This window comes from Curtobacterium herbarum, from assembly GCF_016907335.1.
Classification (GTDB): domain Bacteria; phylum Actinomycetota; class Actinomycetes; order Actinomycetales; family Microbacteriaceae; genus Curtobacterium; species Curtobacterium herbarum.
The window spans coordinates 1,568,641-1,588,251 of sequence record NZ_JAFBBT010000001.1 but is presented as its reverse complement, the minus strand read 5'-3'; the positions used below and the strand labels follow the sequence as shown (position 1 = coordinate 1,588,251).

Here is a 19,611-nt window from a genome sequence, read left to right as displayed (position 1 = left end):
TCTGTGGACGACGCGACCATCCACAGGGCGGCGGCGATCTCGTCCCCCGTGCTGGCCTGGTACCGCCGGGAGGCCCGTGACCTGCCCTGGCGGCGTCCCGGCTTCCCCGCCTGGGGCACGCTGGTGAGCGAGATCATGCTCCAGCAGACGCAGGTCGCGCGGGTCGTCCCCCGACTGGAGGCGTGGCTCACCCGGTGGCCGACACCCCGCGACCTCGCGGACTCACCCCCGTCGGAGGCGGTCCGGGCCTGGGACCGGCTCGGCTACCCGCGCCGGGCCCTCGCGCTGCACGCAGCGGCGACCGTCATCGCGGAACAGCACGGCAACGTCGTGCCGCGGGACGTCGACGAGCTCCTCGCGCTGCCCGGCATCGGCGACTACACCGCGCGGGCCGTCGCGGTCTTCGCCTACGGTGACCGGCACCCGGTCGTCGACGTCAACGTCCGACGCGTCCTGGCCCGGGCCGTGCTGGGCCAGGGCGACCCCGGGCCGGCGAAGGCGAAGCAGGACCTCCCGCTCATGGCGGCGACCCTGCCGGACGACCGTGACGACGCCGCCGCGACGAACGCCGCCGTGATGGAGCTCGGCGCCCTCGTCTGCGTGGCCCGCTCCCCCGCCTGCGACGCGTGCCCGATCGCGGACCGCTGCGCGTGGCGGGCGGCCGGGTACCCGGAGCACGACGGACCGCGGGCACCGAAGCAGGCGCGGTTCGCCGGCAGCGACCGGCAGGTCCGCGGGATGATCATGGCCGAACTGCGGGCGAGCGACGTCCCCGTCACGCCGGCCGAGATCGCGATGGTGTGGCCGGACGCGGCACAGCGGGACCGGGCGCTCGCGTCCCTGCTCCGCGACGGCCTGGCCGAGGGTGACGACGTCGAGGGGTACCGGCTGCCGGGCGGCTGATCCGGGGACGGGTCCGGGGATCCGGGGGTCCGGCTCCGGGGGTCCCGGCTCCGGGGGTCCCGGCTCCGGGGGACGCGAGAGCGCCCGCCACCGAGGGTGACGGGCGCTCTCACGGTCGGACCGGGTGTCAGGCGCGGGTGTCGGCGGCGGACGGCGCTGCGCCGTCGTCGTCCTGGCCCTCGTCGTCCTCGTCCTCGTCCTCGTCCTCGTCGTGCTTGTACGGGTCGGCGTCGCCGGCGTAGGTCGCGCCGACCGCGACCTGCTTGACCTGCAGGTCACGCATCTGGGCCTGCGCGAGCAGGTCCTCGAGGTGCGCGGACGTGTCGGGCAGGGCGTCGGCGATGAACTCCAGCGACGGGGTGAGCCGCGCCGTGATGTTCTTGCCGACCTCGGTGCGGAGCAGGCCGGTCGCGGCCTTCAGCGCCGCGGCGGAGTCGGCGCGCTCCTCGTCCGAGCCGTAGACCGTGTAGAAGATCGATGCGTGCTGCAGGTCCCCGGTCACCCGGACGTCGGTGATCGTCACGAAGCCGAGACGCGGGTCGCGCAGGCCCTTGTCGAGACGACGGGCGACGACTTCCTTGATGCGGTCGGCCATCTTGCGTGCGCGCTGCGGGTCAGCCATTGGGTTCCTCCTTGCGGAACGGGGTGAGGCCCCGCCTCCTCCGGACGGAGGAGGCGGGGCCCAGGGTACTCAGTGCGATCAGTCGCGCGGCTTCTCGACGAGCTCGGTCGTCTCGATCTCGTCGCCGGGCTGGATGTCGTTGAACTTGCCGAGACCGATACCGGCCTCGTAGTCCGTGCGGACCTCGGTGACGTCGTCCTTGAAGCGACGGAGCGACTCGATCGCCAGTCCGTCGGCCACGACCACACCGTCACGGATGACGCGCGCCTTGGCGTTGCGCGTGATCGTGCCGGACCGGACGATGACACCGGCGATGTTGCCGAACTTGGAGGAACGGAACACCTCACGGATCTCCGCGACACCCGACTGGACCTCTTCGTACTCGGGCTTGAGCATGCCCTTGAGCGAGTTCTCGATGTCCTCGAGTGCGTTGTAGATGACCGAGTAGAAGCGGACGTCGATGCCTTCACGGGCAGCGCGCTCACGGGCCTTGACGTCCGGACGGACGTTGAAGCCGACGACGATCGCGTTGTCGATGGTGGCGAGGTCGATGTCCGACTCCGTGATCGCACCCACACCGCGGTGCAGGATGCGCAGCTGGACGCTGTCGTCGACCTCGATGTCCAGGAGCGACTGCTCGAGTGCCTCGACGGCACCGGAGACGTCACCCTTGATGATGAGGTTGAGCGAGTCGACCTTGCCCTCTTCGAGCGCACGGGTGAAGTCCTCGAGCGAGATGCGCTTGCGGGCCTTGGCCAGCTGGGCATTGCGCTGCGCGGCTTCACGCTTCTCGGCGATCTGGCGGGCGGTGCGGTCGTCCTCGGTGACGAGGAACGTGTCACCGGCGCGGGGCACCGACGACAGACCCTGCACCTGGACCGGACGGGCCGGCGTCGCGGCGTCGACCGCGGTGCCGTTCTCGTCCGCCATCGCACGGACACGGCCGTACGCCGTGCCGGCGACGATCGCGTCACCGACGTGCAGCGTGCCGGACTGGATGAGGACGGTGGCGACTGCACCACGGCCCTTGTCGAGCCGTGCTTCGATCGCGACGCCTCGGGCGTCCTTGTCGGGGTTCGCCCGCAGGTCGAGACCGGCGTCCGCGGTCAGGATCACGGCGTCCAGGAGGTCCTGGATGCCGATGTTCTGACGGGCGGAGACGTCGACGAACATGACGTCGCCGCCGTACTCCTCGGCCACCAGGTTGTACTCGGTGAGCTGCTGCCGGACCTTGGCCGGGTTCGCCCCGTCCTTGTCGATCTTGTTCACCGCGACCACGATCGGCACGCCGGCCGACTGGGCGTGGTTCAGCGCCTCGATCGTCTGCGGCATGATGCCGTCGTCCGCCGCGACCACGAGGATCGCGATGTCCGTCACCTGGGCACCACGGGCACGCATGGCCGTGAAGGCTTCGTGACCCGGGGTGTCGATGAAGGTGATCGGGCGCTCGATGCCCTCGTGCTCGGTGACGATCTGGTACGCACCGATGTGCTGTGTGATGCCGCCGGCTTCGCCCTCGACGACCTTGGAGTTCCGGATCGCGTCGAGCAGTCGGGTCTTACCGTGGTCGACGTGACCCATGACGGTGACGACCGGGGGACGCTGCTGCAGGACGGAGTCGTCCTCGTCGGCGTACTCGGCGTCGATGTCGATGTCGAAGCCCTCGAGGAGCTCCTTGTCCTCGTCCTCGGGCGAGACGACCTGGATCTTGTAGCCGAGCTCCTCGCCGAGGACCTCGAAGGTGGCCTCGTCCAGGGACTCGGTCGCGGTCGCCATCTCACCGAGGTGGAACAGCACCGTCACCAGGTTGCCGGGGCTCGCGTCGATCTTGTCCGCGAAGTCCGAGATGCTCGCACCGCGACGGAGTCGGACGACCGTGTTGCCGTCACCACGAGGGACCTGCACACCGCCGAGCGACGGCGCCTGCCGCATCTCGTACTCGGCGCGCTTCGTCCGCTTCGACTTGCGGGCACGGCTCTTGCCGCCACCACGACCGAACGCACCAGCGGTACCACCACCGGGGCCACGGCCACGGCCGCCACCACCTGCGGGGCGCGGACCGGTGAACGCGGGACGGGCGAAGCCGCCACCGGCGCCGGCACCGGCACCACCGGGACGGTTGAAGCCGCCACCGGGGCCGCCACGACCGCCGCCGCCCTGGCCCGGGCGCTGCCCGAAGCCGTTCGGACGGTTGTTCTGACCGGGACCACCGGGACGCGGGGCGCCCGGACGGGGAGCACCGGGGCGCGGCGGCTGCGGACGCGGGATGCCGTTGCCGGCACCGGCGGCCGGGCGCTGACCCATGCCCTGGTTGGACGCGAAGGGGTTGTTGCCGGGGCGCGGCGGACGTGCGCCCATGCCCTGGCTCGACGCGTAGGGGTTGTTGCCGGGACGGGCACCGGGCTTCGGGCCACCGGGCTTCGGGGCCGAACCGGAACCGGACGGCTTCGCGCCACCGGGCTTCACGGCGTCGCTCGGAGCGGCGTCGGGCTGGTCGCCGTCGGACTGCTGCGCGGCTGCCTGCTGCTCAGCGGCCTTCTGCTCGGCCGCGGCCTTGCGGGCGGCCTCTGCCTCGGCCTGACGCTGGGCGACGGACTTCGGGGCGGCGGGGATCGGGGCACCGTCGACGGCCTGGGCCGCGGGTGCTTCCTCGACGACGGGCTCGGGCTCCGGCGCAGGGCGCTTCGGGCCGGGCTTGGGGCCGCCGGGCTTCGGGGCACCGGAAGCCGGTGCGGCCGGGGCCTTCGCGGCGGCGGGTGCTGCCGGGGCTGCCGACGCGGACGCGCCTTCGGCCTGCAGTGCGGCACGGAGCTTCCGTGCGACGGGGGGTTCGATGCTCGAGCTCGGGCCCTTGACGAATTCGCCGAGTTCCTTGAGCTTCTCCATTGCGGTCTTGCTGTCGACGCCGAGCTCGCTTGCGATCTCGTGTACGCGTGGTTTCGCCACTGTTCTCCTTCACGGGTCCCACCCCGTCAAGGGGCAGGACTCAATGGTTGACGGGTCTCATTTCGAGCCGCTCATCAGTTGTCCATAAGCCGTTCAGCCTGTTCTGTCATGTCCTGGCGCTCGAGCGCTGTGCTGTTCGGGCCATCGGGCCCCAGCCCAGCGAGGTACTCGCGCACCGCGGACGTGTCGGGATCACGCTCCAGCCGGAGCGCACGGCGGAATGCCCTGCGCTTGACGGCCAGCTCGTACGCTTCGACGGTCGGTGTGAGCCATGCCCCCCGGCCCGGCATGACTGCCTTCGGATCCGCCACCACGGAGCCGTCACTGCGAGCGACGACACGGAGGAGAGAAGATCGGGTTGCGCGACGACGACTGCCGATGCACGTTCTGACGGCGTCCACTCTACTCCTTGACTCCGACGACCGCGATCCGGCGCGCCCGAGGCCTGTGCCACGGGCGGACCGGACCGCCTCGATGTGGGTACAGCTCAGTCGTCGCCGTCGAGGATCGAGTCCGGCTGGATGTCGATCCGGGCGCCGGTGAGCTTCGCGGCGAGGCGGGCGTTCTGCCCTTCCTTGCCGATCGCGAGTGACAGCTGGTAGTCCGGCACGAGGGCGCGGACGGCCTTGGTCGAGGCGTCGAGCACGAACGCGCTCGTGACCTTGGCGGGCGACAGCGCGCTGGCCACGAACGTCGAGAGGTCCGAGGACCAGTCCACGATGTCGATCTTCTCGGCACCGAGTTCGTTCGTCACCGACCGCACGCGTGCACCGAGCTCGCCGATGCAGGCACCCTTGGCGTTGACACCGGGCTCGTTCGCCTTGACCGCCATCTTCGTGCGGTGTCCGGCTTCGCGCGCCAGCGAGGTGATCTCGACGACGCCAGAGGCGATCTCCGGGACCTCGAGCGCGAAGAGCTTCCGGACCAGGCCCGGGTGGGTCCGTGACACGGTGATCTGCGGGCCCTTGTGGCCACGGCCGACGCTCGTCACGTAGACGCGCAGTCGGGTGCCGTGCGCGTAGGTCTCCCCCGGCACCTGCTCTTCCGGGGGCAGGATCGCCTCGACGGTGCCGAGGTCGACCATGACCATCTTCGGGTTCGGCCCCTGCTGGACGATGCCGGCGACGATGTCGCCTTCCTTGCCGCGGAACTCGCCGAGGATCTTGTCGTCGCCGATGTCGCGGAGACGCTGGTTGATGACCTGCTTCGCCGCGAACGCAGCGATCCGGCCGAAGTCGCTCGGCTGGTCGACGGACTCGCCGATGACGTTGTCGTCCTCGTCGCGCTCGGGCACGAAGACGGACACTTCGCCGGACTTGCGGTCCAGCTCGACCCGGGCCTGGGCGTCGACGGGTTCGTCGTTCTCGGCGCGGTGCTTCTGGTAGGCGGTCAGGATGGCAGATTCGATGATCTGGACGAGCTCGTCGAACGGGATCTCCCGTTCGCGCTCCATGAGTCGCAGGACTGCGAGGTCGATCTTCACCGAGGTGCCTCCGTATTCAGATGAGTCACTTCCGCGGTTGGGACCACGCAGAAGCCGTCGTCGATCGTACCGCAGGAATGACGGGAGGCCCGTGGCGGATCCGCCACGGGCCTCCCGTCCGACGTCGTCACCGACGCCGGCGCGTCAGATCGCGCGCACCGCCGCGAGCAGTTCCGCGACCGGGACGTCGGCACGCTCGCCGGTGGCCCGGTTCCAGAGTTCGACGACGCCGTCGGCGGCGCCACGGCCGGCGACCACGACGATCGGCATGCCGAGCAGTTCCGCGTCACGGAGCTTCACGCCCGGTGACACCTTCGGCCGGTCGTCGTACACCACGTCGAAACGCTCGGACTCGAGCTGCGCGACGATCGACTCGGCCAGCTCGTACGCCGTGGTGTCCTTGCCGGTCGCGACCACGTGCACGTCGAACGGTGCGACGTGCTTGGGCCAGGCCAGGCCCTTCTCATCGTTGTGGGCCTCGGCCAGGATCGCCAGGATGCGGGTCACGCCGATGCCGTACGAGCCCATCGTGACCGTCGCGAGCTTGCCGTTCTCGTCCTGCACCTTGAGGCCCAGGGCCTCGGCGTACTTGCGACCGAGCTGGAAGACGTGCCCGATCTCCATGCCGCGGGCGACCTCGAGCGGGCCGGAGCCGTCGGGTGCGGGGTCGCCGGCGCGGACGTCGGAGACCTCCACCACGCCGTCGGCCACGAAGTCCCGACCGGCGACCAGGCCAGCGACGTGGATGCCGCGCTCGTTCGCACCGGTGAGCCAGGCGGTGCCGTCGACCACGCGCGGGTCGACGACGTACCGGATGCCGGACGCGCTGTCGGCGCCGAGCACCTGCGGGCCGATGTAGCCCTTCACGAGGCCGCGGTGCTTCCGGAAGTCGTCGTCACCGGCGGCTTCGACCTCGGCCGGGGCGAAGGCCACCTCGGCGCGCTTGAGGTCGACGTCGCGGTCGCCGGGCAGCCCGACGACGACGAGTTCGCGCGTGCCGTCGAGGTGCGTGAGCGCGAGCACGACGTTCTTCAGGGTGTCGGCGGCGGTCCACGGCGTGCCGTCGCGCGGGACGACCTGGTTCGCGTGGTCGACGAGCGTCTGGATCGTCGGGGTGTCCGCGGCCGGCAGCAGCACGGGCTCCGGCTGGCCGGCGATCGGCAGGGCGTCGGGCACCGCGGTGACGTAGGCCTCGACGTTCGCCGCGTAGCCGCCGGCGCTCCGGACGTAGGTGTCCTCGCCGACGGCGATCGGGTGCAGGAACTCCTCGGACTTCGAGCCGCCCATCGCCCCGGCGTCGGCCTGGACGATCGCGTACTCCAGACCGAGGCGGGCGAAGATGCGCTCGTAGGCGTCACGCATCGTCTGGTAGCTGCGGTCGAGGCCCTCGTCGGTGACGTCGAACGAGTAGGCGTCCTTCATCGTGAACTCGCGGCCACGCAGGAGCCCCGCGCGGGGCCGGGCTTCGTCGCGGTACTTGTCCTGGATCTGGAAGAGCGTGACGGGGAGGTCCTTGTACGACGAGTACAGGTCCTTCACGAGCAGGGCGAACAGTTCTTCGTGCGTGGGCGCGAGGAGGTAGTCGGCGTCCTTGCGGTCCTTGAGCCGGAAGATGCCGTCGCCGTACTCGGTCCAGCGGTTCGTTGCCTCGTACGGCTCGCGCGGGGCGAGCGCGGGCAGCAGGACCTCCTGCGCACCGGCCGCTTCCATCTCCTGGCGGATGATGCCCTCGATGCGCGACCGGACCCGGAGGCCGAGCGGCAGCCAGGCGAAGATGCCCGGGGCCTGGCGACGGATGTACCCGGCGCGGACGAGCAGCTTCGCGCTCGTGACCTCCGCGTCGGAGGGGTCGTCGCGGAGCGTGCGGAGGAAGAGGTGAGAGAGCCGTGTGACCACGCCGTCAGCCTAGCGGCGCACGCTCGCGGCGCGACCCGCCTGTGGATGGCGCGGCCGTCCCTGCCGGCCTGTGCAGGAACAGGACGGGAGGCCCGAGGCGGTGTCGCCACGGGCCTCCCGTTCGTCGTCGGGTCGCGCGCGACCGCGACCGTGTCCTGCTACGAGGTGACGACCAGCGGCTTGCCGGTGCCCGCCGCCGGGCCCATCTCGTCGGCGATGCGGTTGGCCTCGTCGATGAGCGTCTGGACGATCTCGGACTCGGGCACGGTCTTGACGACCTGCCCCTTCACGAAGATCTGGCCCTTGCCGTTGCCGGAGGCGACCCCGAGGTCGGCTTCACGGGCCTCGCCCGGACCGTTCACGACACAGCCCATCACGGCGACGCGGAGGGGCACGGTCATGCCCTCGAGACCCGAGGTGACGTCGTTGGCCAGCTGGTAGACGTCGACCTGCGCACGGCCGCAGCTCGGGCAGGAGACGATCTCGAGCTTGCGCTCGCGGAGGTTCAGCGACTGCAGGATCTGCAGGCCGACCTTGACCTCTTGCGCGGGCGGGGCGGACAGGGACACGCGGATGGTGTCGCCGATGCCCTCGCCGAGCAGGATGCCGAACGCGGTCGCGCTCTTGATCGTGCCCTGGAACTCCGGGCCGGCCTCGGTCACGCCGAGGTGCAGCGGCCAGTCGCCACGCTCGGCGAGCTGGCGGTAGGCCTTGACCATGATCACCGGGTCGTTGTGCTTGACCGAGATCTTGAAGTCGTGGAAGTCGTGCTCCTCGAACAGGGAGGCTTCCCACACGGCCGACTCGACGAGCGCCTCGGGCGTGGCCTTGCCGTACTTCTGCATCAGGCTCGGCTCGAGCGACCCGGCGTTCACGCCGATGCGCAGGCTGACGCCGGCGTCCTTCGCGGCCTTGGCGATGGCACCGACCTGGTCGTCGAACTTCCGGATGTTGCCCGGGTTCACACGGACCGCGGCGCACCCGGCGTCGATGGCCTGGAAGACGTACTTCGGCTGGAAGTGGATGTCCGCGATCACGGGGATCTGGGACTTCTTCGCGATGATCGGCAGCGCGTCGGCGTCGTCCTGACTCGGTACGGCGACACGGACGATGTCACAGCCGGAGGCGGTCAGTTCGGCGATCTGCTGCAGGGTCGCGTTGATGTTCGTGGTCGGCGTCGTGGTCATCGACTGCACGGACACGGGGGCGTCGCCACCGACCAGGACCTTGCCGACCCGGATCTGCCGGGACTTGCGACGAGGGGCCAGGGTTTCGGGGGCCTTCGGCATTCCGAGGTTCACTGCGGGCACGTCCCGAACTCTACGCGCTCGTCCGGAGCGCGCGGTCCGCGGGCACGCAGTCTCGGCCCGCGCCCAGGGTCGCGGGGGCGGCCCGGCCGCGGTCAGAGCGTGTCGACGACCGTGATGAGCGGGGCGTACAGGCGCATCGCGTCGAGGGCGCGGGCGTGGTCGACGTCGCTCGCGCCGGCACACGCCTCGGCCACGACGGTGACCCGGACGCCGGCGTCCGCGGCCGCCAGGGCGGTCGAGAGGACGCAGCAGTCCGTCGAGACACCGGTGAGGACGAGGTGGGTGTCCGCACCGGTGCCGGTCACGGCCTGGAGGCTCGTCCCCCACTTCCCGAAGCTCGGTTCGGTCACCACCGGGACCGGCGGCACGGTCGCCGACGCGGTCACCGACGCGGTGGCCCGCGCGGTCGCCGGCCCGTCGGCGGTGTCCGGCGTGCTCGGCATCGCACCTGCTGCGAGTGCGGTGAACGGCTCGGTGAGTGCGTACAGGTCGTCCTCGTCGGGGACGAGGGCGAACGGCCAGTCGCGGTAGTACGGCACCCAGGCACCGGTCGGCTGGGCGGGGGCGACGAACCGGGTGAGGACGGTGCGGCCCCGGAAGCGTGGCAGCAGCCGCTCGATCGCGGCCGAGGCTCCGGCGAACCGCGGCGCTGCCCAGGGGCTGTCGCCGGTGAACACCCGCTGCATGTCGATGACGACCAGCCAGGCGTCCGACGTGTCGACGCCGTCGGCAGCGGCGCCCGTGCCGGCTTCGTCGACGGCGCCGAGCGGGTCGACCGACGCGGTCACGGGCGGAGCTCGGCATCCGGCACGTGGGACACCGGCTCGGTGACCGGCAGCGCCTCCTGGCGACGGACCGCCCGACCGCCGAACAGCAGCGTGCCGAGGAACCCGACGACGAGCGCCACCAGGACCCCGAGGTTTGCGTACGCCCACGGCCCGGTCACCCCGCCGAGACCGAACGGACCGAGCAGGAAACCCTGCCAGTGCACGAGCTCGGCGCCCGGCGTCGCGTTCGTCACGAGCCCCCAGCCGAGCACCGACCCCACGACCACCAGGGCGATCGCCGTCCACCGCACGCTGCCGTAGCGGCCGCGCGGGGCGTCGAGCTCGTCCTCGGCGTACGCGCGTCGGCGGAGCAGGACGTCCGCGACGAACACCCCGCACCAGGCCGCGATCGGCACGCCGAGGGTGATCAGGAACGCCTGGAACGGTCCGATGAAGTCCGTCGCGAAGAACACCACGAACACGGCTCCGGCGACCATGAGCACGCCGTCGACACCGGCCGCCACCGGTCGCGGGATCCGGACGCCGGCGCTGAGGAGTGCGAGGCCCGAGGAGTAGATGTCGAGGACGGCGCCGCCGACGAGCCCGAGGATCGCGACCACCGCGAACGGCACGAGGAACCAGGTCGGCATCACCGTCACCAGGGCACCGATCGGGTCGGCCGAGATCGCCGCGTGCAGCTCCTTCGACGACCCGGCGAGCATCACCCCGATGACCACGAGGACCGCGGGTGCCAGGGCACCGCCGAACGTCGTCCAGCCGACGACCCCGCCGGTCGAGGACGAGCGGGGCAGGTAGCGGGAGTAGTCCGCGGCGGCGTTCACCCAGCCGAGACCGAAGCCCGTCATCACGAGCACCAGGGCGCCGATGACGTTCTGCGCACTCCCCGACGGCAGCGCGGTGAGCGTGCCGAGGTCGATCGAGGGGACCGCGAGCACCACGTAGACGATCGTGAGGACACCGGTCACCACGGTGATCCAGGTCTGCAGCCGCATGATCACGTCGAAGCCCGCGATGCCCGCGCCGACCACGAGTGCCGCGACGACGACCAGGGCGACGAGCTTCGTCAGCACGCCGTCGTCCCACCCGAGTGCCTGGAACACCGTCGAGGTCGCGAGCACCGCCAGGGCGGTCAGCGCGGTCTCCCACCCGACCGTGAGCACCCAGCTGAGGAACGACGGCAGTCGGTTGCCGTGCACGCCGAACGCCGCACGGCTGAGGACCATCGTCGGGGCCGACCCCCGCTTGCCGGCGATCGCGACGATCCCGCACAGCAGGAACGAGAACACGACGCCGATCACGGACACCACGGTCGCCTGGGCGAGCGAGATCCCGAAGTCGAGGACGAACGAGCCGTACGCCAGGCCGAGGACCGAGATGTTGGCGGCGAACCACGGCCAGAACAGTCCGCGGGGGCGGCCCTTGCGCTCCGACTCGGTGATGACGTCGATGCCCTGCCGCTCGACGGCACGGGTCTGGCCCGCTCCGGCCTGGTCGGCGACGGGCGTCTGCGGGGCCGTCGGCTCTGCGCTCATGGGGTGAGCGTAGTGCGCGCCGACACCCGCGTCGGTGCCGCCGGTGGACGTGCCGCGGCGCCGGCCGGAGCGCCCCGCTGCCCGGAGCGCCCTGCCGGCCGGAGCGCCCCGCCGGCCGGAGCACCCCGCCGCTAGCCGAAGAGGTTGACCGGTCGGACGATGTCGGCGTAGATGAGGAGCGCACTCATGCCGGCGAGGAGCACGACGACGACCATCGTCAGCGGCATCGTCTTCGCCAGGTCGATCGGCCCCGGGTCGGCCTTGCCGAACAGGCGGAAGGTCCGGCGCTTCACGGCCTCCCACAGGGCGCCCGCGATGTGGCCGCCGTCGAGCGGCAGGAGCGGCACCATGTTGAGCACGAACAGGCCGATGTTCAGCGACGCCAGCAGGCCGAGGATCGTGTACACCTTGTCCACCACGGGCACGCCGCTCATCGACGAGACCGTCCCGATCGCCCGGCCGACACCGACGACCGACACCGGGCTGTCCTGAGACCGGGCCTGCGAGCCGAACGCCGCGTTCCACACCGCGACCAGGCGCTGCGGCAGGTCGATGATCAGGTGCGCCGACGCCCCGATCTGCGCCCCCGTCGCGGGCAGCACCGCCGCCGGGGACTGCCGCACCAGGGTCTGCCCGATGCTCACCCCGACCACGCCGACGCGCTGGGTCTTCGTCGTGCCGTCGCTGTTCTTCGCGACCGTCCCGTCGGCCGTGTAGACGTCACGGGTCGCAAGCGCGGGCGTGACCCGGAGGGTGCGCTCGGCACCGTCGCGTTCGACGACGACCGGGACGGCCTTGCCGGCGGACCGCTGGAACGTGTCCGAGACCTGCGTGATGGTCGGGTTCCGCACCCCGCCGACCGACAGGACGACGTCGCCGGACCGGAGACCGGCCTCCTTCGCGGGCGAGACGGCGTCACCGTCCGCGCACGTCGTCCGCGCACTGGTCGGCAGGACGCAGTCGACGCTCGAGGTGAACGTGGTGGTCGGCGCACCGAACCCGACCAGCAGCACCCCGAACAGGAGGACGCCGATCACCAGGTTCATCGCCGGACCGGCGACCATCACGATGATGCGCTTCCACGGCGTCAGCCGGTAGAACGCCCGCGAGTCGTCGCCGCCGGACTCCGCGATCTGCTCCGCACTGGCCGCCCGGGCGTCCTGCACGAACGCCGAGTACATGCCGGTGTTCGTGATCTCGCGTCCGGAGGCACGCGGCTTGAGCATGCCGACCATCGAGATGTAGCCGCCGAGCAGGATCGGACGGATGCCGTACTCGGTCTCGCCGCGACGGAAGGACCAGACGGCCTTGCCGAAGCCGAGGGAGTACTGGGTCACCTTGACGTTGAAGAGCTTCGCGAAGGCCAGGTGGCCGAGCTCGTGGAGGCCGATCGACACCAGCAGACCGATGATGAAGACGACGACGCCGAGGATGAAGAGCAGGACGGTTCCGACGGTCACCGGCAAAGAGTACGGGACGCTGGCCATGACGGAGCCGTACGCGGGCTGGGTGGTGATGTGAGCCTCCAGAGCGGTGCCGTCCGGCAGAGCGGTGCCGTCCGGCAGAGCGGTGCCCGGGAGGCGCGGATCACGCCGTGCGCGACAGGAAGCGGTCCGCGGTCTGCCGCGCCCACCGCTCCGCGGCGAGGACCCCGTCGAGCGACGACTCCCCCGCGGTGTGCTCGTCGACGACCCGCGCCACCGTGTCGACGATGTCGAGGAAGCCGATCGCACCCGCGTGGAAGGCGGCGACGGCCTGCTCGTTGGCAGCGTTGAAGACCGCCGGGAACGTGCTGCCGAGGACGCCGACGCGCTTGGCGAGGTCGACGGCGCCGAAGGCCTGCGTGTCGAGCGGTTCGAACGTCCAGGTGCTCGCGGTCGTCCAGTCGAGCGGGACACCGACGTGCGGCACGCGGTCCGGCCACGCCATCCCGAGTGCGATCGGCAGTCGCATGTCCGGCGGCGACGCCTGCGCGATCGTAGAGCCGTCGACGAACTCGACCATCGAGTGCACGATCGACTGCGCGTGCACCGTGACGTCGATGCGGTCGTAGGGGACGCCGAACAGCAGGTGCGCCTCGATGACCTCGAGTCCCTTGTTGACGAGCGTGGCGGAGTTCGTCGTGACCACCAGGCCCATGTCCCACGTCGGGTGTGCCAGCGCCTCGGCGGGAGTGACGTCGACGAGCTCGGCACGGGTGCGGCCGCGGAACGGGCCACCGCTGGCGGTCAGGACCAGCCGCCCGACCTCGGTGTCGCTGCCGGACCGGAGGGCCTGCGCGATCGCGGAGTGCTCGCTGTCCACCGGCACGATCTGCCCGGGAGCGGCCGCGGCCTGCACGAGCGGACCGCCGACGATCAGGCTCTCCTTGTTCGCCAGCGCCAGCGTCGCACCGGTCTCGAGGACCGCGAGGGTCGGGCCGAGGCCGACGGAACCGGTGATGCCGTTGAGGACGACGTCCGCCTGGACGCTGCGGACCAGGCGTTCGGCGTCGGTGGATCCGAGGGCGGTCTCACGGACACCGAACCGGGCGGCCTGCTCGGCGAGGGCGTCCGCGTTGCTGCCGGCGGTCAGGCCGACGACCTCGAAGCGGTCGGGGTTCCGCTCGATGACGTCGAGCGCCTGGGTGCCGATCGACCCGGTGCTGCCGAGGAGGACGACGCGGCGGCGGGCGGTGCTGGGGCTCATGGGGGCAACCTACCGGGAGCGGGGGGCCTTCCGGCGCCGGAGACGACGACGGGCGGGTGGTGCGTCGGAACGCACCACCCGCCCGTCGTCGTGCGACTGGTCGGTCGGTCGGCCGGTCAGCCGGTCGGCCGGTCAGTCTGTCAGCCGGTCAGCCGGTCAGCCCTTGGCGAGCAGGTCGACCACGAACACCAGGGTGGCGTTGGCCGGGATGCCCGAGCCCTCGGGCGGGGTGGCGCCGTAGCCGTCCTCCGGGGTGACGACGATCATCACCTGGGAGCCGATCTTCTGGCCGACCAGGCCCTTGACGAAGCCGGGGATCAGACCGCTGTTCGAGATGGTGAACGTGGTCGGGGAGCCCTTCGACCACGAGGAGTCGAACTCCTTGCCGCCCTTGTACGCGACGCCCTTGTACTGGACCAGCGCGGTGTCGCCGTCCTTGATCGTCTCGCCGTCGCCCTGCTTGATGACCTCGGCGGTGGTCTTCGTCGGCGCGGCCGTGTCGGGGATCGTGATCGTCGGCTCGCCCTTCGCGCCGTCCTTGACGGTCGGCAGCTTCGGGTCCTGGTCCTTCGGCGTACCGGTCGCCTTGGTCGGGGTCTGCTCGACCACGTCCGCCACGACGACGATGGAGCCGCTCGTGTTGAAGCCGAGTGCCGCGGCCTGACCGACCACGGCCACGCGGTCGCCGACCTTCGCGCACGACAGGATGGCGCCGAAGCCGGTGCCGCCGACGGAGAGGACCTGCGGGTTGCCCTGGTCGAACCCGACCGTGACGAGGTTCTTGGCGTCCTTCCCGCTGTAGGCGGTGTACGCGACCTGCACGAAGTCACCCTTCGACAGGGACGCGCCCGAGCCCTTCACGAGGCGGGTGGCCTGCGGCGGGTCGGACTTCAGGCCCTTGTCGAACGTGACCTTCGGCGCTGCCGAACCGCCGACCGCGCCGGTGGCCTGCACGGAGTCCGAGGCCGTACCGGGCTTCGGGCACGAGGTGATCGGCGTCGGGGTCGAACTCGGGGCGGAGGTGGCTGAGGCCGAGGGGTCCGACGAGCCGGAACCGGAGCAGGCCGCGAGGCCGAGGATCACGGCGGGCACGAGGGCGAGGGGGAGCAGACGGAGACGCTTCACACGGGTCATCCTGCCGCACCTGCCGATGCGTCCGCTCCGAGGACCGTGATCTCAGCCTCGTGGTGGACCGGGAACGCGACCGAGCGGGCGATGAAGCACAGGCGGTTCGCCTCGGCGTGCGCGGTTCGGGCATCGTCGACGCGGTCCGGCTCCGTGATCGTCACGACGGGTCGGAGGAGGACACCCGTCAGCTCACCGGAGCCGTCCCGGTGCACGTCGAGGCTCGCGGTGGCTCGGTCCTGGTAGTCGACGACCGTGATGCCGAGGGTCGACGCGACGTACAGGTAGCTGAGCATGTGGCACTGGCTCAGTGCCCCCAGGACCATCTCCTCCGGGTTCCACCGGTCACGGTCGCCCCGGAAGGTCGGGTCGGCGCTGCCGAGGACGTCGGGTTTGCCCGCCGCGCTGACCACGTGGTCGCGGCCGTAGTCGCGGTAGCCGCTCGTGCCGGTCCCCCGGTCGCCGGTCCAGCGCACGGACACCTCGTACGAGTGGTCGGTCATCGGCGGTCCCTTCGTCGCGGTGCTCGGTCCGGTGGTCGGTAGGCTCGCGGGATGAGCGCGGCCCCCACCACCGACCGTCATCCTCTCACCGTCGACGGGTCCGTCGAGCTGGCGGTCCTCGACCGTTCCGGCTTCGACGAGAGTCGACACGTCGGCGCCGGCGTGGTCGTCGCCGCGGACGGCACCGTCCTCGACGCGGTCGGCGACGCCACCGCGAGCATCTACCCCCGTTCGACGATGAAGCCGTTCCAGGCGCTGGCGATCCGCCGTGCGGGGGCGCTCTTCGCCGGGGACGAGCTCGTCATGACGACCGCCAGTCACGCCGGCACCCCGTCCCACCAGTCGTTGGCGCTGCGCATGCTCGAACGCTTCGACCACGTCGAGGACGACCTGGGCTGCCCGCCGGACCTGCCCTTCGACCGCGAGACCGCGCGCGGCATGGACGGCCCGCGTCGGCTGGCGATGAACTGCTCCGGCAAGCACGCCGGGATGCTCGCCGCCTGCCGCGTCCACGGATGGGACGCGGCGACGTACCTGGACATCGACCACCCGCTCCAGCGCGCGGTCCGCAGCACCGTCGAGGACGCGACCGGCGAGGTCGTCGACGTCGTCGGCACCGACGGGTGTGGTGCGCCGGTGTTCCCGCTCACGCTCACCGGCCTGGCACGCGGCATCGCCGGGGTGGTGGCCCGGGCGGACGACGACACCGCTGCGTTGACGGACGCCGTCCTGGCGAACGCGTGGGCGATCGACGGCGTGGGCCGGGCGAACACCGTGACGATCGAACGGCTCGGCGTCCTGGCCAAGCTCGGCGCCGAGGGCGTCATGGTGATGGGCGTGCCGCAGGGGCCCGCCGTCGCCGTCAAGGTGCTGGACGGGTCGCTCCGTGCCGGGACCCTGGCCGCGCTGACGCTCCTCGTGCGCAACGGGCTCGTCGAGGCCGCGGCAGCGGACGAGGTCCTCGCAGCGACCGGCGAGCGCGTGCTCGGCGGCGGTGTCCCCGTCGGCGCGGTCCGGGCCGGCTCCGGCCTGCGCTGAACCACGACCGGCCCGCAGCTGCCCGCTCCGCCCACGGTGCTCGCGGTGACCTGACGATCAGGCGTGACGAGCAACGGCAGCGTCGGACGGAGCTCGACGCCGACGGTCTCCACGGCCCCGTCGGCCAGTCGGTGCCGGAGACGGCACCCGTACCGTGTCACGTCGACGACGGCGCCCCAACGGCGCGGTGACGTCGCCGCGCTCGGGACGAGGACGACCGAAGCCGTCCGGTGCCCGTCGGCGTCCACGAGGACAGCGGCTGCGCTGCCGTCCGGCATGCCGCTCCGCACGATGCGCTGCCCGAGCAGTGCGGCATCTGCTGCGATGCGCAACGAGGTCGCCCCGGCAGGTGTGGCGATCGGGTCCTCGGCGGGCCGCCGGGTGCGGAGGTCGTCGAGCTGGTCGACCAGTCCGGTGAAGACCGCTCGTGCGAGTGCACCGGTGCCGCAGACGACGACGCCCTCGGCCGGGTCGACCCGGACGAGCGCTCCGCTGGGGGTCCGACCGAGCAGGACCCCGCGGTCCGGAGCAGGGCCGTGGACCGGGGCGCGCTCGTCGGTGCCATCGGTGGCATCGACTGCGTCGGCGGATTCGGCGGACTCGGCGGTCTCGCCGCGCTGGCGGTCCGCGGATGGCGGGACGACCACGACCGGCACGCTGCCGGCTGAGCCTCGGGGGCGCACCACGAACCCGACGACCGCACAGATCCCCGCGGCGACGCACAGCACCGGCACGCTGTTGGCCGGTACCACCAGCGTCCCGGCGAGGATGAGGACCGCCGCCGCGACGGCCACGCAACGAGCTGCACGAGGTTCCATGCCCCCATCCCAGCCCGAGCGGTCGCCGGTCACGCACTCTCCGTCAGATCTGTGGAGAACGGGCCGACGCCGCCGTCACTGTGCAGGGACGGTGACCGGTGTCACTGCAGCAGGAAGAACTGCTCCCCCACGTCGACACGAGCACCGCGCTCCACCCGGTACCGGTGACCCGGCTCGCACCGGCGGATCGACCCGTCGATGTGCCGGATGACCGTGCCGTTGCCCGAGTGACGGTCCGACACCCAGAGGTCGTTGCCGTCGCGCCCGAGTTCCAGGTGGGTCTTGGAGACGGACTTGCCGGGGTCGCGGATGGTCAGCAGGTCGTCGAACCGTTCGCCGACCTCCGGGCGTGGCAGCCGCCCGAGCAGCGCGGAACCACGGACACCGAGCCGCTCGCCCGTGCTGAAGTGCAGCAGAAACGGCGCGGGCTCGGCGGTCTTCGACACGATGCGGGTCGCTTCGACGTCCTCGTCCTCGTCCTCGGCGGACGAGGTGTCGGCGTCCTCGTCGGCGCGGTGGACCGGCGGCAGCGGAGCGGCCTTCGGGGTCTCCGGGAGCGCCGGCGAGACGGGCGGGAGCGGCGCGGCGGAAGGGGTGCGCGCCTCCCGGTCGACCGCGGCCTCGTCTCGGTCGTCCCGCTCCGGCCCGCCGTCCGGTGCGGCATCCGTCGCCGGCGCGTCAGAAACGGACGCGCCGGCGGCGTCATCGGCCGCAGGCGCTCCGGCCGCAGCGTCGTCGGACGGGCGCTGGTCGGACGGGCGCTCGTCGGTTGCGCGCTCGTCGGATGCACGCTCGTCGGCGGCGGACTCGTCAGATCCGTCTGCTCCGTCTGGTCCGTCTGGTCCGTCTGCTCCGTCCTGGTCGACGGGCTCGTCGTCCGACGGCTCGTCCGCGAGCGGTGTGTCGCCGCCGGAACGGTCGGCTCCGAGGCCGTCCGCACCCGCGTCGTCGTCGGTCAGCTGGTGCGCGTCCGAGACAGCACTGCGCAGGGCCTCTTCGTCGGCCGCCCAGTCGGGCCGGGTGAGCGGCAACGGCATCACGGGACCCGTGAAGGCCGCGGTGACGGCGGGCCGGACCGAACCGCACTCCTCGCAGAAGATGTCATCGGGTTCGAGCGCGTGCCCGCAGACGTGGCAAGTCGCACTCTGACTGCCCGGTGCCACGAGCGGCGCCGGACGGGGAGCACGTCGTTCGGCGATGGGCTGGAACGCGGCGGTGTCGCCGGGGCGGGGGGCGTCGTCGACGTCGTCGGCACCACGGGCCGGGGCGTCGTCGTCGGTGGGAGCGGACGCGTCGGTGACGGCTGCCGAGGGGGCGCGGCCAATCCACCAGGACGGACCGGCCGGCGGCGCTGCCGGTGTCGACTGCGGCTCCCAGACCGGCGGGGCGGCGGACTCGGCGGGCTGGGCTCGGGCGGCGGACTCGGCGGACCAGGGTTCGGCGGACCGGGGTTCGGCGGGCGCCCAGGCGGCGGTGCGCTGGACCTCCGGGTCGTCCTGCGGTGCCACGTCCTCGGCGGGGAAGGCCTCCGGGTCGAGCGTCGGCTCGGCCGGCGTCTGGCCCGCGGCCGGGCGTCCGGTCCAGTCGCCCAGACCGGTGCCGGCCCCGTGGACGTGGGTGGGCGCGCTGCGCGGGGTCAGGTCCTGGGTGTCCGGTCCGGCAGCGGGACGGCTGCGGTCGGCGCCGGTCAGCCAGGCCCGGGTCGCGGGGTCGAGCGTGGACTCGGGGAGCCACGCGTCGTCAGCGGTCTCCGGCGCGCGGCCGTGCGCGTCCGGCTGCTGCAGCGGCGGCGGGGTCGTCCGGTCGACGGCTTCGACGGGTGCAGTGCGGCGAGCTGCCGAGGTCGTGACGGCTCGTCCGCACTCACCGCAGAAGATCGCTCCGTCGGGGAGCGCCGATCCGCAGTGTTCGCATCTGATCACAGGGTGCCTCTGTCCTCGTCCGGCCGTCCGCGAGGTG

At 71.9% G+C, this 19,611-nt stretch carries 16 protein-coding genes; 3 read left to right on the top strand and 13 right to left on the bottom strand.

What is annotated here, in order from left to right; genetic code table 11:
* Window positions 1-3: 3 nt before the first annotated feature.
* Window positions 4-903: an iron-sulfur binding domain-containing protein gene (locus JOD51_RS07590; protein WP_372377813.1), complete on the top strand. Its 900-nt coding sequence runs from the start codon at window positions 4-6 to the stop codon at window positions 901-903.
* Between the two features lie 127 nt (window positions 904-1,030).
* Here the strand turns inward: JOD51_RS07590 and rbfA are convergent, their stop codons facing one another.
* The 12 genes from rbfA to JOD51_RS07530 all read right to left on the bottom strand — a co-directional run bounded on the left by rbfA (window position 1,031) and on the right by JOD51_RS07530 (window position 15,796).
* Window positions 1,031-1,525, bottom strand: coding sequence for a 30S ribosome-binding factor RbfA (rbfA, locus tag JOD51_RS07585; RefSeq protein ID WP_204607712.1), 495 nt, complete (start codon window positions 1,523-1,525; stop codon window positions 1,031-1,033).
* 78 nt (window positions 1,526-1,603) lie between these two features.
* A complete protein-coding gene (infB, locus tag JOD51_RS07580) occupies window positions 1,604-4,471 on the bottom strand; it encodes a translation initiation factor IF-2 (RefSeq protein WP_204607711.1) in 2,868 nt (955 codons plus the stop codon).
* Between the two features lie 74 nt (window positions 4,472-4,545).
* On the bottom strand, window positions 4,546-4,872 hold the full coding sequence (locus JOD51_RS07575; protein ID WP_166778810.1) for a YlxR family protein: 327 nt from the start codon (window positions 4,870-4,872) through the stop codon (window positions 4,546-4,548).
* A gap of 86 nt (window positions 4,873-4,958) precedes the next feature.
* Window positions 4,959-5,954: a transcription termination factor NusA gene (nusA, locus tag JOD51_RS07570; RefSeq protein ID WP_204607710.1), complete on the bottom strand. Its 996-nt coding sequence runs from the start codon at window positions 5,952-5,954 to the stop codon at window positions 4,959-4,961.
* Window positions 5,955-6,098: 144 nt separating this feature from the next.
* Window positions 6,099-7,850 carry a proline--tRNA ligase gene (locus JOD51_RS07565; RefSeq protein ID WP_204607709.1) on the bottom strand — a complete coding sequence of 584 codons (1,752 nt, stop codon included), beginning with the start codon at window positions 7,848-7,850 and terminating at the stop codon, window positions 6,099-6,101.
* A 158-nt stretch (window positions 7,851-8,008) separates the two neighbouring features.
* A complete protein-coding gene (gene ispG, locus JOD51_RS07560; RefSeq protein WP_111073601.1) occupies window positions 8,009-9,139 on the bottom strand; it encodes a flavodoxin-dependent (E)-4-hydroxy-3-methylbut-2-enyl-diphosphate synthase in 1,131 nt (376 codons plus the stop codon).
* 113 nt (window positions 9,140-9,252) lie between these two features.
* Window positions 9,253-9,948 carry a cysteine hydrolase family protein gene (locus JOD51_RS07555; RefSeq protein WP_259556675.1) on the bottom strand — a complete coding sequence of 232 codons (696 nt, stop codon included), beginning with the start codon at window positions 9,946-9,948 and terminating at the stop codon, window positions 9,253-9,255.
* The gene (locus JOD51_RS07550; protein ID WP_204607708.1) at window positions 9,945-11,480 is read right to left on the bottom strand and encodes a purine-cytosine permease family protein; all 1,536 of its coding nucleotides are present in this window, start codon (window positions 11,478-11,480) and stop codon (window positions 9,945-9,947) included. Before JOD51_RS07550 ends, JOD51_RS07555 begins: the two co-directional genes overlap by 4 nt.
* 131 nt (window positions 11,481-11,611) lie before the next feature.
* Complete coding sequence (locus JOD51_RS07545; protein WP_204607707.1) at window positions 11,612-12,940, bottom strand: M50 family metallopeptidase; 1,329 nt, start codon at window positions 12,938-12,940, stop codon at window positions 11,612-11,614.
* Window positions 12,941-13,067: 127 nt separating this feature from the next.
* Entirely contained in the window at window positions 13,068-14,168 is a 1,101-nt protein-coding gene (locus tag JOD51_RS07540; RefSeq protein WP_204607706.1) for a 1-deoxy-D-xylulose-5-phosphate reductoisomerase, read from the bottom strand.
* 156 nt (window positions 14,169-14,324) lie between these two features.
* Window positions 14,325-15,293, bottom strand: a complete 969-nt coding sequence (locus JOD51_RS07535; protein ID WP_204607705.1) for an FKBP-type peptidyl-prolyl cis-trans isomerase — start codon at window positions 15,291-15,293, stop codon at window positions 14,325-14,327.
* Window positions 15,294-15,298: 5 nt separating this feature from the next.
* Entirely contained in the window at window positions 15,299-15,796 is a 498-nt protein-coding gene (locus JOD51_RS07530; protein WP_204607704.1) for an OsmC family protein, read from the bottom strand.
* 51 nt (window positions 15,797-15,847) lie between these two features.
* Between JOD51_RS07530 and JOD51_RS07525 the strand changes: the two genes are divergently transcribed.
* Window positions 15,848-16,834: an asparaginase gene (locus tag JOD51_RS07525; RefSeq protein WP_204607703.1), complete on the top strand. Its 987-nt coding sequence runs from the start codon at window positions 15,848-15,850 to the stop codon at window positions 16,832-16,834.
* Window positions 16,835-17,064: 230 nt separating this feature from the next.
* Window positions 17,065-17,502: a hypothetical protein gene (locus JOD51_RS07520; RefSeq protein ID WP_204607702.1), complete on the top strand. Its 438-nt coding sequence runs from the start codon at window positions 17,065-17,067 to the stop codon at window positions 17,500-17,502.
* A gap of 251 nt (window positions 17,503-17,753) precedes the next feature.
* Here JOD51_RS07520 and JOD51_RS17545 read toward each other — a convergent pair whose 3' ends face one another.
* Window positions 17,754-19,574, bottom strand: a complete 1,821-nt coding sequence (locus JOD51_RS17545; protein ID WP_204607701.1) for a zinc-ribbon domain-containing protein — start codon at window positions 19,572-19,574, stop codon at window positions 17,754-17,756.
* Between the last annotated feature and the right edge of the window lie 37 nt (window positions 19,575-19,611).

Bases quoted from the DNA above. Each gene is read 5' to 3' on its own strand.
- rbfA (WP_204607712.1), bottom strand. From the start codon at position 1,525: ATGGCTGACCCGCAGCGCGCACGCAAGATGGCCGACCGCATCAAGGAA.
- ispG (WP_111073601.1), bottom strand. From the start codon at position 9,139: ATGCCGAAGGCCCCCGAAACCCTGGCCCCTCGTCGCAAGTCCCGGCAG.
- JOD51_RS07550 (WP_204607708.1), bottom strand. From the start codon at position 11,480: ATGAGCGCAGAGCCGACGGCCCCGCAGACGCCCGTCGCCGACCAGGCC.
- JOD51_RS07540 (WP_204607706.1), bottom strand. From the start codon at position 14,168: ATGAGCCCCAGCACCGCCCGCCGCCGCGTCGTCCTCCTCGGCAGCACC.
- JOD51_RS07530 (WP_204607704.1), bottom strand. From the start codon at position 15,796: ATGACCGACCACTCGTACGAGGTGTCCGTGCGCTGGACCGGCGACCGG.
- JOD51_RS07525 (WP_204607703.1), top strand. From the start codon at position 15,848: ATGAGCGCGGCCCCCACCACCGACCGTCATCCTCTCACCGTCGACGGG.